This window comes from Vreelandella andesensis (assembly GCF_003989795.1).
Lineage (GTDB): Bacteria > Pseudomonadota > Gammaproteobacteria > Pseudomonadales > Halomonadaceae > Vreelandella > Vreelandella andesensis.
This window is the reverse complement of record NZ_RZHG01000007.1, coordinates 49,543-64,230: the sequence shown is the minus strand read 5'-3', so window position 1 is coordinate 64,230 and position 14,688 is coordinate 49,543. Positions and strand designations below refer to the sequence as shown.

At 53.5% G+C, this 14,688-nt stretch carries 12 protein-coding genes; 6 read left to right on the top strand and 6 right to left on the bottom strand.

The genetic code is table 11. The annotated features are described in order from the left end of the window. Nucleotides 1-45: 45 nt before the first annotated feature. Nucleotides 46-804 (bottom strand): helix-turn-helix domain-containing protein, encoded by a 759-nt coding sequence (locus ELY33_RS02800; protein WP_126943627.1) that lies wholly within the window; start codon nucleotides 802-804, stop codon nucleotides 46-48. A gap of 134 nt (nucleotides 805-938) precedes the next feature. Here ELY33_RS02800 and ELY33_RS02795 point away from each other — a divergent pair, with 134 nt between their 5' ends. Continuing rightward, complete coding sequence (locus tag ELY33_RS02795) at nucleotides 939-4,097, top strand: acyl-[ACP]--phospholipid O-acyltransferase (RefSeq protein ID WP_126943624.1); 3,159 nt, start codon at nucleotides 939-941, stop codon at nucleotides 4,095-4,097. Between the two features lie 134 nt (nucleotides 4,098-4,231). Here the strand turns inward: ELY33_RS02795 and ELY33_RS02790 are convergent, their stop codons facing one another. The 4 genes from ELY33_RS02790 to ELY33_RS02775 all read right to left on the bottom strand — a co-directional run bounded on the left by ELY33_RS02790 (nucleotide 4,232) and on the right by ELY33_RS02775 (nucleotide 8,777). Then, complete coding sequence (locus tag ELY33_RS02790; RefSeq protein WP_126943621.1) at nucleotides 4,232-5,962, bottom strand: mechanosensitive ion channel family protein; 1,731 nt, start codon at nucleotides 5,960-5,962, stop codon at nucleotides 4,232-4,234. 199 nt (nucleotides 5,963-6,161) lie between these two features. Next, a complete protein-coding gene (locus ELY33_RS02785) occupies nucleotides 6,162-6,707 on the bottom strand; it encodes a GDYXXLXY domain-containing protein (RefSeq protein WP_126943619.1) in 546 nt (181 codons plus the stop codon). Next, nucleotides 6,697-7,791 (bottom strand): DUF4401 domain-containing protein, encoded by a 1,095-nt coding sequence (locus ELY33_RS02780; protein WP_126943616.1) that lies wholly within the window; start codon nucleotides 7,789-7,791, stop codon nucleotides 6,697-6,699. Before ELY33_RS02780 ends, ELY33_RS02785 begins: the two co-directional genes overlap by 11 nt. Continuing rightward, nucleotides 7,788-8,777 (bottom strand): DUF2157 domain-containing protein, encoded by a 990-nt coding sequence (locus ELY33_RS02775; protein ID WP_126943613.1) that lies wholly within the window; start codon nucleotides 8,775-8,777, stop codon nucleotides 7,788-7,790. Before ELY33_RS02775 ends, ELY33_RS02780 begins: the two co-directional genes overlap by 4 nt. A 276-nt stretch (nucleotides 8,778-9,053) precedes the next feature. Between ELY33_RS02775 and ELY33_RS02770 the strand changes: the two genes are divergently transcribed. The 4 genes from ELY33_RS02770 to msrQ all read left to right on the top strand — a co-directional run bounded on the left by ELY33_RS02770 (nucleotide 9,054) and on the right by msrQ (nucleotide 12,963). Then, the gene (locus tag ELY33_RS02770) at nucleotides 9,054-9,755 is read left to right on the top strand and encodes a response regulator transcription factor (protein WP_126943610.1); all 702 of its coding nucleotides are present in this window, start codon (nucleotides 9,054-9,056) and stop codon (nucleotides 9,753-9,755) included. A gap of 3 nt (nucleotides 9,756-9,758) precedes the next feature. Then, the gene (locus ELY33_RS02765; protein ID WP_126943607.1) at nucleotides 9,759-11,243 is read left to right on the top strand and encodes a sensor histidine kinase; all 1,485 of its coding nucleotides are present in this window, start codon (nucleotides 9,759-9,761) and stop codon (nucleotides 11,241-11,243) included. A gap of 83 nt (nucleotides 11,244-11,326) precedes the next feature. Then, the gene (gene msrP / locus ELY33_RS02760) at nucleotides 11,327-12,343 is read left to right on the top strand and encodes a protein-methionine-sulfoxide reductase catalytic subunit MsrP (RefSeq protein ID WP_126943604.1); all 1,017 of its coding nucleotides are present in this window, start codon (nucleotides 11,327-11,329) and stop codon (nucleotides 12,341-12,343) included. Then, on the top strand, nucleotides 12,343-12,963 hold the full coding sequence (msrQ, locus tag ELY33_RS02755; RefSeq protein WP_126943601.1) for a protein-methionine-sulfoxide reductase heme-binding subunit MsrQ: 621 nt from the start codon (nucleotides 12,343-12,345) through the stop codon (nucleotides 12,961-12,963). Before msrP ends, msrQ begins: the two co-directional genes overlap by 1 nt. Before the next feature lie 109 nt (nucleotides 12,964-13,072). Here the strand turns inward: msrQ and ELY33_RS02750 are convergent, their stop codons facing one another. Further along, nucleotides 13,073-14,110 (bottom strand): SO_0444 family Cu/Zn efflux transporter, encoded by a 1,038-nt coding sequence (locus ELY33_RS02750; protein ID WP_126943598.1) that lies wholly within the window; start codon nucleotides 14,108-14,110, stop codon nucleotides 13,073-13,075. Nucleotides 14,111-14,183: 73 nt separating this feature from the next. Here ELY33_RS02750 and ELY33_RS02745 point away from each other — a divergent pair, with 73 nt between their 5' ends. Beyond that, complete coding sequence (locus ELY33_RS02745; protein ID WP_126943595.1) at nucleotides 14,184-14,627, top strand: MerR family transcriptional regulator; 444 nt, start codon at nucleotides 14,184-14,186, stop codon at nucleotides 14,625-14,627. Nucleotides 14,628-14,688: the final 61 nt, after the last annotated feature.

Here is a 14,688-nt window from a genome sequence, read left to right as displayed (position 1 = left end):
TCATAAAATGTGTACGCTCGACATATTCAGCAATAAAAACAGCTTTTATACACGGTTACTTTTTTGATACGACCCACGGGCAACATCTTTAAACAACGTTGATTGCCACTGACGAACGGCCAACACCGAGGTGGTGCCAAAACGCTGGTGAATGGGCAACCCGCTTTCACGTTCACACAAGGCGTGAAACTCGTTCGCCAGCCGCTGCATCGTTTGCTGCCATTCCACATTACCCGCATGGGAAAGCAGGCCGTTCAGCACAATAAGCTTTTCGTTGTCGCCATCAAAACGTGAGTGGAAAAATTCCGTGGCAATATATTGCTGAAAAAACCGCTGAATAGGCCCACCAGGTCGCCAGCGAAAATTAGCGGCCACTCGTCGTCGGATTCGATTGCCCGGCAATAGGTCAATCAGCTTTAGTCGTTCTAGCGCCAGCAGCTGACGAGTACACTGTGCCTCGCTGAGTTGATACTGACGATGAATTTCATCAAAGCGATAGCCGTTAATGACACACACCGCGACCAAAAAAAGCTCACGATCATCGACTATGCTCTGCTCTTGCGCCTGAGTAAGCTCCTGCAAGCGGTGCTCTTCTTCTTGCATGGCTTGCACCAGCTCAGAGAATTCCAGGTTAAGCTGATCGCAAATACGTTCTAGCCGCTCTAGGGTGATGTGCTGCTCAGCAAACAGCCGCTTGACTGAGGCTTCGCTTAACTCAAGCCAACTCGCCACATCCGCGTAAGTTTTACCTTGAGAGCGCAGCTGGCGTTTTAAGGTATCAATAAGTGCGCTTGTCTGAGACACCTCACCTCCAAACAGATAAAGTAGCGTATAACGATACCTTAAAGCCCAAATAACACAACTTTGACCGCAACAGTTGCAACATTATCACCAGTTACCGAAAGTGTCCTAACTTCTGGTTTACAAGGCGTCATTTCATGCAACCTCTACTTCGCATCGTCGGTGTCTGGCCCTATTTAATTGCCATTTTCTTAAATGCCTTTGTAGATTTAGGGCATAAAATCGTTATTCAAAACACGATTTTTAAAAGCTACAACGGAGAAACTCAGGTAGTGCTCACTGCACTGGTCAATGGGCTTATTCTTCTGCCGTTTATATTACTGTTTAGCCCGGCAGGCCACGTGGCAGATAGCTACCCCAAAGTGCGTATTCTAAGGGTTTCCGCCTGGGCCGCTGTTGCCGTTTCACTGGGCATCACTGCCGCTTACTACCAAGGCTGGTTTTGGCTGGCGTTTGCCATGACGCTGGTCTTGGCAATTCAATCAGCCTTCTACTCTCCCGCGAAATACGGCTTGGTAAAAAAGCTATTTGGCAAACCGCGCCTGGCAGAGGCCAATGGGCTTATTCAGGCCGTCACTATTGGTGCCATTTTGGCAGGCACCGTGGTCTTTACCGCCTTGTTTGAAAGCTGGATTTTAACTAACGCTCAAACGCCCAGCGAGTTATTGCGCAACATCGCGCCGCTGGGTTGGCTGCTGGTACTGAACAGCGTCATCCAAGTAATAGCGCTTTATCGACTGAAATTGGATAACGCGCAGCCCTCTACGACCCCGCTCACTTGGCAGCGCTACATCAAGGGCACGGCCCTAAAAGACAACCTGAGCATTCTGGGCCGCCAACCGGTACTGCGGCTGTCCATTATCGGCCTTGCGACCTTCTGGTCGGTGGGCCAGGTGCTGCTCGCCGCGTTCCCCGCTTATGCCAAGGATGCGCTCAACATTGATAACACTTTGGTGCTTCAAGGAATTCTTGCCGCTAGTGGTATTGGGATTGCACTAGGATCACTGCTAGCCAGCAAACTTTCTCGTAACCGCATTGAGACCGGTTTGATTCCATTAGGGGCCGTTGGGGTTGCCGTTGGCCTGTGGTGCCTGCCACTGCTCACCACAACTACCAGCCAAGCGCTAAACTTTGTGTTTATTGGCACGATGGGCGGGCTATTTATTGTACCGCTCAATGCACTGATTCAATTCCACGCTTCAGACCATGAACTAGGCACCGTTTTAGCTGCTAACAACTGGATTCAGAACCTTTCCATGCTGGGCTTTCTAGCGCTGACCGCGCTGTTCGCCCTAGCCGGTGTGGATAGCCACTATCTGCTGCTGCTAGTGGCTATCGTTGCCATGGTGGGAGGTGGTTACACGATCTTCAAACTGCCCCAAAGTCTGGTGCGTTTTCTGCTCAGCTTTCTGATTACCCGCCGCTATCGTGTCGATGTGCATGGGCTGGAAAACCTGCCTGCCCAAGGTGGGGTGCTGCTACTTGGCAACCATATCAGCTGGGTAGACTGGGCGATGGTGCAAATTGCCAGCCCTCGACCTGTCCGCTTTGTCATGCTGAAGGATATTTATCAACGTTGGTACTTACGTTGGTTTTTCAAAGCGCTGGGCTGCATTCCTATTGAACGGGGCGCAGGCGCCGATAACGCCTTAGCCGCCGTTGCTGAACAGTTGAATAACGGTGAAGTAGTATGTCTTTTTCCAGAAGGTGCGATTAGTCACAACGGCCAGCTAGGTGAACTTCGCCGGGGCTACGAACGAGCCTGTGAGATGGCAAACGCCGAGGTCCGCATTGTGCCATTTTACCTGCGCGGACTTTGGGGTAGTCAGTTTTCTCGCTCCTCCAGCAAGTTAAAAGAGCTGCGTAATGCCCCTATCCATCGCTCGGTTGTCGTCGCGTTTGGTAAGCCATTACCTAAAGATACCCCTGCCGACGTGCTCAAACAGCGCATCTTCGAACAAGCAACGAACTCGTGGCAACATGCTATCGATGAACTGCCCTCGCTGCCCGACGCCTGGATTCGTAGCGTCAAACGCAACCTCAGTGCGCCCGCCCTCACCGACTCTATTAGTCAAACGTTTACTGCTAGCCACACGCTTACCGCAGGCCAAGCGCTTACCACCAGCCTGCTTATTGCCAAGCGTATTCACACACTGGCTCCAGGGCAAAACGTGGGCCTACTGCTGCCCAATAGCAGCATGGGCGTGTTGGCCAATATGGCAACACTTCTAGCGGGTAAAACCTTGGTCAACCTCAATAACACCGCTAACCAAGCAGCGTTTATTTCGGCACTTACTCAGGCCAACATCGACACTGTGTTTACCTCGCGTCACTTCGTTGAAAAGCTTGATCAACAAGGGCACAACATCAGCCAGCGGCTGGCTAATACGCAAACGATTTACCTGGAAGATTTACAAGCTGGCATCCACCGTAGTGAACGCATCAGCACATGGCTTGCTGTCCGCCTGCTACCTACGTGGCTGCTTCAACGCCTTTATTGCCACAATAGAGATACTGAAGCCACCGCTGCCATTGTGTTTCCAAGTCAAAACGAAGGGCAGCCTAGAGGCGTCATGCTCAGCCACCGCAATCTAATGGCCAATATCAAGCAGATCTCTGATGTTCTTAACACCCAGCACGATGATGTGGTGATGGGGTCGCTGCCCCTGTTCCATGCCTTTGGTCTCACGGTTACCCAATTACTGCCACTGATAGAAGGTCTTCCGCTGGTTTGCCACTCAGACCCAGACGACCTTTCCGGTATTGCCAGCGCTGTCGCCAAGCACAAAGCCACCCTGATGTTTGGCACAACAGGCTTTCTACAGCGGTTGAACCACAGCTCAAACGTGAACCCACGCATGCTGGAAAGCCTACGGGCGGTGGTGATCAGTGCCGACCCCCTGAATGCAAGCGCATGCAATGATTTCACGCATAAATTCCATAAGCCGATTTACATCGGCTATGGCGCAACTGAAACCGCGCCCGTCGCATCGGTTAACCTGCCGGATGCACTGGGCAGGCATAATCAGCAGATACAGCAAGGCAATAAAGCGGGCACTGTGGGGATGCCACTTCCCGGCACCAGCTTTAAAATTGTGGAGCCGGAAAACTTTGTAGAACAGCCAACCGGTGAAGCCGGCATCATTTTGATCAGCGGCCCCCAGGTAATGCAGGGCTACCTAAACGACCCGAAACGCACCGCCGCCGCCATCAAAGAACTCGACGACCAGCACTGGTTTGTCACAGACGACAAAGGGTTTATCGATAAAGATGGTTTCTTGACGCTGTGTACATAGCCAAAGTCTCAGCAAAATAAGCAGCGGCGCTTGCCGCTGTCTATTCAAAGCTGCCTACTCAAAGCGGCTTATTCACAGTTGCCTATTCACAGTTGCCTATTCACAGTTGCCTATTCACAGTTGCCTATTTACTGCTATTTAGACGGCTGCTCATCAGCGCTATCCGCTTTCTGCGAGCGTTTTCCTTGAGCTTCTCCACGCGCAAAGTCCTCATGGCTGATAACCACGATTTCCCTGGGCCACCACTCTGGATGGTTATCGCGGATAAAGGCTAGTAGCTTCTCGCGCAAGTTCATCTCGGCTGTCCAGCCAGCCATGGGGTCTGACGTCATTAAATAGCAGGTGATGGTTTGGGCCGTGCCGGTTTGCGCTGTCACGTAACACAACAGCTTGTGGTGCTCGATAACGCTCTCTTCCTCTTTAGCGAATTCGAGAAACTTATCTCTTAGCAGTCCTACATCGGCATTAAGGTGGAGCGTCAGCACCAGAGATCGATACATCTTGGTACTCTTCACCGATAAATTATCGAAAGGCTTAGAGGTAAAGTAGGTGACGGGGACAATCAAACGCCGCTCGTCCCATGACCTCAATCGAATAAAGGTATAAAAGATGCCTTCGACATAACACCACTCGCCCTCAAAGATTACTAGGTCGCCAATACGAATGGGTTTGGCAAACGACAGCTGAAAAGAGGAGAGAATATTACCAAGCACCGTTTGGCCCGCCACACCGACGAGTACTGCCAATACGCTGGCAGATGCCAGGATAGACAAGCCAAGGGTTTCGAAGAGCTGAACCTGGCCCAGGATATAGATAGATACGCCAGTCACGGCGATCAGAATAATAGCGCGGCGCAGTGCGTACAGTGAGGTTAACAGCTTTCGCTGGTCTCTGGGCTTGGTGTCATCAATTTCCCCGACTAGGCGTCGTGTTAAGCGCAGCATGATCGTGTCGACCAAGCTCAGCGCAATGACACCTGCGCCCCAGGCCATAATAGAGATCAACAGAACACGGAACGTTGTCGTCGCAATGGCGGAAAACGATACGACGTAGTCCAGCAGCATCTGCGTTACCAGCGACATGACAATCATCGCCACGGGCACGCCAATTTGATCGGCAAAAATAGTAAATACGCCCGAAGGTAGGAGACGAGCCACTAGCCCAACAGCGTAGTAAGTGATCACTCCCACCGTGCCAATGACGATTAAAAAAATCGGGATCGCTAACCATTCCCAAATTTTTAACATGCCAAACGACGCTTTTAACCGCTCGGGAATATAGCGTTCCAACATTGAAGGCCCATACTCTTCGTAAAGAATCGGAATAAACGACACGCTTTCTGGCATCACTAACCAAACAGGATCTTCTTCCCCCACGCGGTAGCGGCCCAGCCGAACATCGTAGGCTTGGCCATCTACCGTTAGGGCTGCCAGCTCAATATTGCGCTGAGGCTCGCCTGCCTGAGGGTTTTGACCAGAGGCGTCTTCAATCGCCGCGTCTTGACGGCCGGACATATTAGACGCATCCAGCCACTCTCCACGCATTAATACCTCAGCCAATTGCCTAGCGAACTCAGCACCCTGTTCCTGCTGTTCGCCTGGGTCAATATCGTTGAGATTAAGTAAATGCGCTGCGGCGGCGTAGTTTTTGCTTTCGGTGAACGATAAAAAACTGCGAACCATCTCTCGTGGCGACATTCGCGTAGCCTCTTCAGGCGGATCGCCTAACCCTGCATTAAGCGCATCAATGGCGAACCATCTTTTATTCTCGCTCTCATCTCCTTGAGTTTGTGCCGCGCAGAGGCCGGAAAACACCAGGGTGACAACCATTGCCACCCACACAAGCCACGAGCTGTTTATAGTCATACAAACCTTATTAGTGAAAAGTGCGCCGATTTTAGACCACCAACTGGCCAATAAAGCCACCAGTTCCACGCCGAACGTCCATGTTAGTCATCGAATAAAGTACAGACTACGCTCTCCAATCGAGCAAGAAGCTAGTGTTCTAGCAACCCATACTGATCGCGCCGCTAACTGCGACAGATGACGCTTGCCAACACAAACATCACCTTTCCATCTCTCCTAGGCGGTTTAGCGACGCATCGTGTAGCGCCACTAACAGCAGCTCGCCGTGTTCGTTGGCTCGGAACTGGCCGTAGTGGGCAGGCTCAAAACGCTCGGCGTGGCCTTCTTGGAAGAAGAACGCATCAGTGGCAAAACGCACTTCGCCATGGCGCAGCCGATAGCGTAAACGCCTTTCGTCGTCGCCTAGCGGCATACCGTCATCCAAGCGCTGGAAGTGGGCAATCGATGCCTCATCCAAACGAACCACCACGCTGCCATTGGCTGCTGTTTGCATTGCATTTACAACCGACTCTTGATGTCGATTGATCGCGCGCTGCATGCGGATACGATCGGCCAACGCAAAGCTAAGCGCCATGTAGTCCCCCTGCATTAACGAGCGCGGATCAACGGGGGCAAGCTCCAAGTAAACTATCTCGCCTTCAGCTAAATGATGCTCTTTCTGCCAAATTGCCCAGTTAACCACCGCTAGCACAATGGCAGTAGCGGCAATCACTATCCAACGGTTTCGCTTAACGTTACTGCTCATTGGCATCTCCTACCGCCACGGACTTATTCAATGTTAACCACCGGTTTAGCAACCAACGCTTCAAAGCCAAGCGAAGGGTTAACAACAACGCCCCCATGGCCAGCAACATGAGTGATTTCATCAACAGCGTCACGTCCAGCCAGTAGTAGTAACTGCTAACCGCCATTAGAAGTAGCAAAACACCGCTCCCCATTAACAACCAATGACCAATCGCAAACCCGAGCAGTAGCACGGTCACCCCAGCGCCAAACCCAGGCATATAAAAAGATAACACCGCCACTAGGGCAACCGCGCCATACATCGCCAAACGTTGCGCAATGGCAGGCTGAGAATGCTGACGAAATGCCTGATGAATAACACCCGATAAGGCCAGTGCCACCAACGCAATGCCCAGCCAATTGGCGAGCCATGGGCCAATCCACTGAACGCCCAAATCTAAGAACCAGCCACGTTGACCCGAGTACGCCTGCCCTTGAAGCACCAACAGCCCCGCTAACAAGCCTACCCCCCATGCCTGAATCGCACTTATCCACCCCGGCCAACGACACTCATTCAACCAGAGCAGCGTAAGCACCAGTACTACCAAGCCAATTGCCACCGGTTCCAGCCCATGGGCCGCCAGCGCCATCGCCAATGCTAAACTCGCTAAAAACGCCGACATACTGCGGTGAACCTGACTAGGCATGACCAGCGCCAACGCGCACTGCAGTGCCAGCAATACCCACCATAGGTTTGCAGAGACGCCCCACATTTCGGCTGCTGGCCAAGCCACTAATATCTGTCCGGCTAAACTAAACGCCAATGCCATGTGTTCCAACACATCGCTTCGCGCTGCGCGTAGTAGCGCAAACGCCCCACCCATCAACAAACTGCCTACCACAAGAGAAACCAACGGGCTTTCCATTACAAACACCACACCCGTGGCAATAAAGCCCAACAAAAACAGCGCCGCTAACCAGCCAGAAAACGCCTGCAAAGCGCGCACGAACCAAGGAGATGGCAACGATGCAGTTGATGAAGGCTCGTTCAACGAAACACTCGCCAGCGTTAATTGCTGCTTTAAGGTATTTATGGGCTGGCTCATGACACGTCCTCAGCGTTTAATCGTTTCAACCACGTTACCGCTGCCGCCCCCATGGCAAACACAGCACCTGCTAGCAATAGCAAGCTGCCTTCATGCCACTGTCCTGACCACACCCCTCCTTTCCACAGCACCGTGCGGGCTAGCAGTAATGTGGCCACCGTGATGATTGATACGCAGCCCCCCGCCAACATAAACAGCTCAAGCCGCCACTGACGATAAACGCCATACAACGCTGCCAACCACACGGGATATACCACTACAATCGGTGTCAACGCATACGTTTCCGCACTCACCCACGCCACCATCAGTAGCGTCAGCGGTACGCCGCTACCCAGTGCCAGCAAGCACACTGCCCAACGCCCTGGCCAACCCCTTCGCTGCGCGCCCCACTCCCAAACCGCTTGAGCCGCCAGGTTGATAACCACCAGCCCCCATAAACCCGCGTTATTGGCAAAGAGCCCACTGCCCAAAATACCGCCCCAAGTACTGCTATAAAGCCATATTGATAGGTTCAAAAGCCCTAGCCACAACACCCAAAGCGCATCAAAGCGTGCTACCCCCACCCAAGGCAGGGTGAGCAATGCCCAAATGAAAAATAACTGCCATGGGTCAGCGCCGGTTTGGTAAACCTGACCCAACAGCGCCAGCAATACCCCCGCCAACAGAAACGCCGCGGTTAACGCCACCCGAAACAGCATCACATTAGCGCTGCCCCATACCGCTACCCCCACCGCCAACACCAACGCGGCCTGCACTAACGCGAAACGCGGCAGACGGCCCATATCCGACCAGTTGAAAGCCACAAAAAACAGCACCGCGCAGGCCAGCGACAAGCCTCCCAGCCACAGCAACAGCCGGTCAATTAACAGCGCCCATTCTCGGGTTGACGGACGAATTCCCGCCGCTTTAACCGCTAGTGGCACTTGATCAGGGGGTATTACGCCCTGCTCAATTAATGACATAAGTTGACGGCGTATAGTGGCCATAGGCGCTCTCCTTGCTGAAATACGCGTATTGATATTAATGAGGACGTTATCACTGACATCACTCTATTGTTCGGGTCCCCGTGACACATTTGTGAACTTTGCACGGTACACTCAGTATCACTCCATGACGCCCCCGTGATGGTGCGCGCCTAGGATAGTTCTGAATCTCTCTGTTGGCGAGTAGCAACTAATCACGCGTAGATACGCGCCTAGAGCCATTATAACGCTATGGCGCATCAAGCGGACTTAGCACAAAAAACGATGATACGAACACTTATGACACGAAACGTACTGATTATTGAGGATAACCCAGGTATCGGTGAACTCGTTCGTATGCATGTAGCTGAACTTGGCATGAACCCCATTCTTTGCGAGCGGGGTGATACCGGGCTTGCGCGTTTTCGTGAAGGGGGCATCGATCTCGTGATTCTCGATCTGATGCTGCCCGGCCTGGATGGGCTGTCGATTTGCCGTGAAATCCGCTCCGGCCCAGGCTACGTTCCGGTACTGATGCTAACGGCTAAAAGTACTGAGCTTGATCGGGTTCTAGGGCTGGAAATAGGGGCGGATGATTACCTCACGAAACCTTTTAGTGTGGCTGAACTATCGGCAAGGGTGAAAGCTTTATTCCGCCGTGTAGACGCTATGGCATCCGCAGCAGTTGCGGAGCCCAGTCGGCAAGAGTTAATTTCTGATGAGCTGCGGATTGACTCGTTGCGTCGGCGAGTATTTATCAAGGATCAGCCTGTCGAACTCACCGCCCGGGAGTTTGACCTACTATGGCATTTTGCCACGCACCCAGGTCAGGTATTTAGCCGTGCCCAACTGCTCGACACCGTATGGGGCTACAGCCACGAAGGCTATGAGCATACCGTCAATACCCACATCAACCGCCTTCGGGGTAAGATCGAAACTGATCCCGCAAACCCCGCGTTTATCCAGACAGTTTGGGGGGTCGGCTATCGCTTCCGTGAATAAGTTATGTTGAAAACACTCTATACCCGGCTAGCCCTAGGCCTGTTTCTATTACTGCTCGTCGTTGGCCTGCTTTACACTTTCATCAGCCTCTATTCGCTGCGTGAATACAGTGCCTCGGTCAACCAGGCGTTACATCAAAACCTGGCCAAAAACCTGGTATCAGACAGAAATCTAGTTAGCGACGGAGCGCTTGATCGGAGCGCCCTAGAAGAACTCTTCGCGCTGTATATGGCCATTAACCCCAGCATTGAGATCTACTTGCTGGGGCTGGATGGCACCATCCTGTCTTATTCTGCAGACCCGTCGAAGATCAAGCGCAACCAAGTCTCGATGGCTCCCATTCACAGGCTGATGGATGACATGCGCCTTTATCCGATACTCGGCGACGACCCCCGCAGTCATGATCGGCAGAAAGTCTTTTCCGTAACGCCGGTGCCTACCGCAGACAATCCAGAAGGGTACCTTTATGTCGTGTTGCGGGGTGAAGAGTACGACGCGGCAGAAACCATGGCCCGTGGTGGTAAATTACTGAAAATGAGCGCCTGGGCGTTATTGGTCAGCCTGATAGTGGCGATGGTCGCAGGGCTGACTATTTTCCGCCTGCTAACCCGCCGCCTTAGAGCGTTAGCACGACGGGTGGAAGCGTTCGAGAACAACGACATAAGCCAGCCCCGGCTCGATAAGCCGCACGCAGTTCGTGACGAGATCGATTATCTGGATATTACCTTTGACAACATGGCGCGTCGGATCGCCTCCCAGATCGAACAGCTGACAGAAAAGGATGCCCAGCGCCGCCACTTGATCGCCCAGGTATCCCACGATCTGCGCACTCCGCTCGCGTCGATGCAAGGTTATATCGAAAGCCTGAAATTAAGACGTGATCGTCTCAGCCTGCAAGAGCAGGATCGCTTCCTCGATATCGCCCTCAAAGAAGGCCGCCGTTTAAGCCGCTTGGTAGATGAACTCTTCGAACTTGCCGCACTCGAGGCAAAAGAAAAGCAGCCAGTGCCCGAACCCTTCCCGCTGGCAGAACTGGTACACGACGTGGTTCAGAAACACGACCAAGCCGCACGCGACAGCCACTTGGCGCTAACGCTGAGTGGAAACCCAGCACTGCCAACCGCTTACGCCGACCTCGCCATGACCGAACGCGTGTTGGATAACTTGATCAGCAATGCCATTGCCTATAGCCCCGCGGGCGGCCACATCAACGTTGTGCTTGGCCAAACGAACGGCGAACCACAGGTGTGCGTCAACGACAGCGGCCCAGGCATTGCGGAACAGGATCTGCCGCATATCTTTGATCCCTTTTATCGCGGCGAAACCGCTAGCGGCGCTGGCCATGCGGGGCTCGGGTTGGCCATTGCGCGCAGAATCATGACGCTTCAGGGCGGTGATATTGGTGTCGAAAACCTCGCCACTGGCGGAGCAGCCTTCTGCATACGGCTACCTACCGTGCCCTCTTCATCCAACGTTATAAATACGTAATAACCTTGAGAGCTGGTTGTGATAAACCTCATGCAAACTGGCCGCAGCTCACACACCTTTCCCAAAGCGAGTGGAGACACATTATGCTAATCAAGATTGCCAAACCGAGTGATTTACACGAATCCGATGTAACACCGGAATCTATTTACCTCTCCCGGCGGCGCTTTATGGGTGGCATGGCAGGGTTGGGCGCCGGGCTCGCCCTCTCCGGCCACGTCCGTGCCAACGAAGATTATTCTGACGTGCCAGCGGGCGATGCCCCAACTTGGCTAAGGGAAAAAATCAGCGATACCCAGTGGCGCGCCATCACCCCCAGTAATCCCGAAAAAGATAAAATCGCCCCCTTTGATGATGCCAGTGGCTACAACAACTTTTTCGAGTTTGGCACTGATAAACGTGACCCTTCACGCCATGCCGGCAGCCTGGAAACCCAGCCCTGGAGCGTGGTGGTCGATGGCGAAGTAAATAACGGTGGGCGCTTTTCACTGGAAGACTTCGCTAAGCCCTCACAATTTGAAGAGCGCATTTACCGCCTGCGTTGCGTAGAGGCATGGTCGATGGTGATTCCCTGGCTAGGCATTCCTCTTGCCGAGGTGATCAGGCGTGCCGACCCCACCAGCAAAGCCAAATACGTGCGTTTTGAAACCCTGGTAGACCCGGAGCAAATGCCCGGCCAGCGCTCCTCGTTCTCGATCATCGACTGGCCGTACGTGGAAGGGTTGCGCCTAGACGAGGCCATGAACCCGCTGACACTTCTGGCCATGGGCATGTATGGCCGCGAACTGCCTAACCAGAATGGCGCACCCTTACGGCTGGTGGTGCCCTGGAAGTATGGCTTCAAAAGCATCAAATCGATTGTGCGTATCTCGCTAGTGGAAGAGCAGCCGGTTAACTCCTGGCAGCAAATCGCCGCTAATGAGTACGGTTTCTACGCTAACGTTAACCCGCAGGTTGACCACCCGCGCTGGAGCCAAGCCACTGAGCGGCGGCTACCCAACAGCCTATTCAACTCCAATACGATTGATACGTTGATGTTTAACGGCTATGGCGACGAGGTCGCCGAGTTATATGCCGGTATGGATTTAAGGAAACACTACTAATGGCAACGCCACGCGTATGGTTGCTATGGCGAATAGGAGTGTTCCTGGCGGCGTTAGCGCCGCTGGTATTCTGGGGCTGGCAGGTGGCGATTAACGCCGCTGGCCCCGAGCCAGGAAACTACCTGCTGCTGAATATCGGCATTGGCGGGCTATGGATGCTACTTCTCACGCTAAGCCTTACACCGCTCACCAAACTCACCCGCTGGAAAGGCTTTGCATTAATCCGCCGCCAACTGGGGTTGTGGACACTCGCCTACGCCACCCTGCATATGCTCAGCTACGCGCTGTTTATTCTCGGGCTTAACTGGGCGCTACTCGCTAGCGAGCTAGTCAAGCGGCCTTACATCATCGTCGGCATGATCGCGCTGATCGGCCTTGCCGTATTAGGGGCGACCTCTAACAAATGGTCGATGCGCCGTTTAGGCAAACGCTGGAAGCCGCTGCACAAATTTTCCTATGTCATTTTAGGCCTGGTGCTGCTGCACTTTTTCTGGGTAGTGCGTGCCGACATGCAAGAGTGGGCAATGTATGCCGCCATTGCCGCGTTAGTCATGGCCACCCGCCTGCCGCCCGTCGCCCGTACGCTGCCGAAACTACGCCATCGGTTGAGTCGTGCTTAGGGCTTCTAAAAGCTACACACCCAACCCATCAACGCGGTTTATTACCGCCAAACCACCCTTCCCAACGCACACGGCTATTTGTGGAGTTTCTAGCAGAACGTTTATTTACCTAAAACCCCAGCAAGCGTTTACGAACAGGGCGAATAGAAAACAGCACCAACGCGCCTAAAGCCAGCCACTCTAGCCATACGGGTAACAGCTCCTGAACTTGGCTCGCCTGTTGAACAGGATTCCAGCCGGTCATCGCAAGCCCCTGGTCAAACACCCAGCCGATCAGCACCGTTACCAGCAGAATGCTGCCCAGATACACCACCAATGCCTGGCTGCCAAGCTCACGGCGCAAAATGGCCAGGGTTGCCAGGCTGGTCACAGGGCCCGCCAGTAGAAAAACCAACGCCATTCCCGGCGAAATGCCCGCCAAGAGCAAGCCAGCGGCAACCGGGGTGGCGGCGGTCGCACAGATGTATAAAGGAATGCCGATCACCGCCATAAGAACGAGCGCCAACAGCCCTCCTGAAAACCCCACCAGGGTTTCTGGCGGCACAAAGGTCACCAGCACGCCCGCCAGCAATAAACCGGCAAACATCCAACGGCTGATGTCATCAAGCAAATCACTGAAGGCATATTTCAATCCGGCGATTACCTCTGTTGACTCAGTGGCCTGTTCATTGGCCTCGGCATCGTCTTGAGAAGTGCAGCCTTTTGATGCACAGCAACGGCTAACGGGGGTATTTTTCGACACTGCTGACTGGCTGGTAAAACCCACTAAAATGCCCGTCACTATCGCGGTTACCAATGCCCCCAGCACACGCGCTAGCGCCATTAATGGGCCTAGCAACACACTGGTGATCAGCATGGAATCCACGCCCACGCCTGGGGTACTAATTAGAAAAGACGTGGTTGGCCCACGGCCTGCCCCGCCCCGATGCAGCGCCAGCGCCGTGGGAATCGCCCCGCAGGAACACAGCGGCAACGGCATACCAATCACCGCTGCGCGTAAGATGCTGCCCACCCCACGCCCGCCCATCCAGCGCTGTAATAAGTGCTCTGGCATCAACGCCTTTATCAGCCCCGCAATCACCAAGCCCAGCATTAACCAAGGCGCAGCACTCAGCGCAATACTTAATAGCTCATTGATCAGCGTCATCACCGGTTACCTACTTGTGAGTCAAGAGAATAACCACTAGCCTAAACCTTGTAATCGTTACAGGGTCAAGCCAATGAAACGCCACTATCGTATTGGGGAAGTTGCCAGCCGAACCGGATGCTCGCCGGAAAGCATTCGCCATTATGAAAAGCTCGGATTACTGGCACCGCCGCAGCGGGGTGAACAAGGCTATCGGTCTTACGATCAGGCAGCGCTGGCACGCATTGGCTTTATTCGTCACGGCCGCAGCCTGGGGTTAGACCTGCACAGTATCCAGGAACTATTAGCACTTTCTGATAATCCTGATACCGACTGCACCGCCGCCGACGATATCGCCAGCCGACATCTCGAACACTTAGAAGAGCGCATCGCCGCTTTACAATCACTAGCGGGAGAACTACGCCAAGTGGTTCACCAATGCCGAGGTGGAAAAACGGCCAATTGCCAGATCATTCAAACACTGTATAACCACCAGCCCGCCTGTACTGAACGGGGTTGTGGAGACGTGAAAGCGTAAGGTTTGACCTTCTGCAGCATCGAATTTCGTGCAACCGTCGACGACGGTTATGCCAGCACCG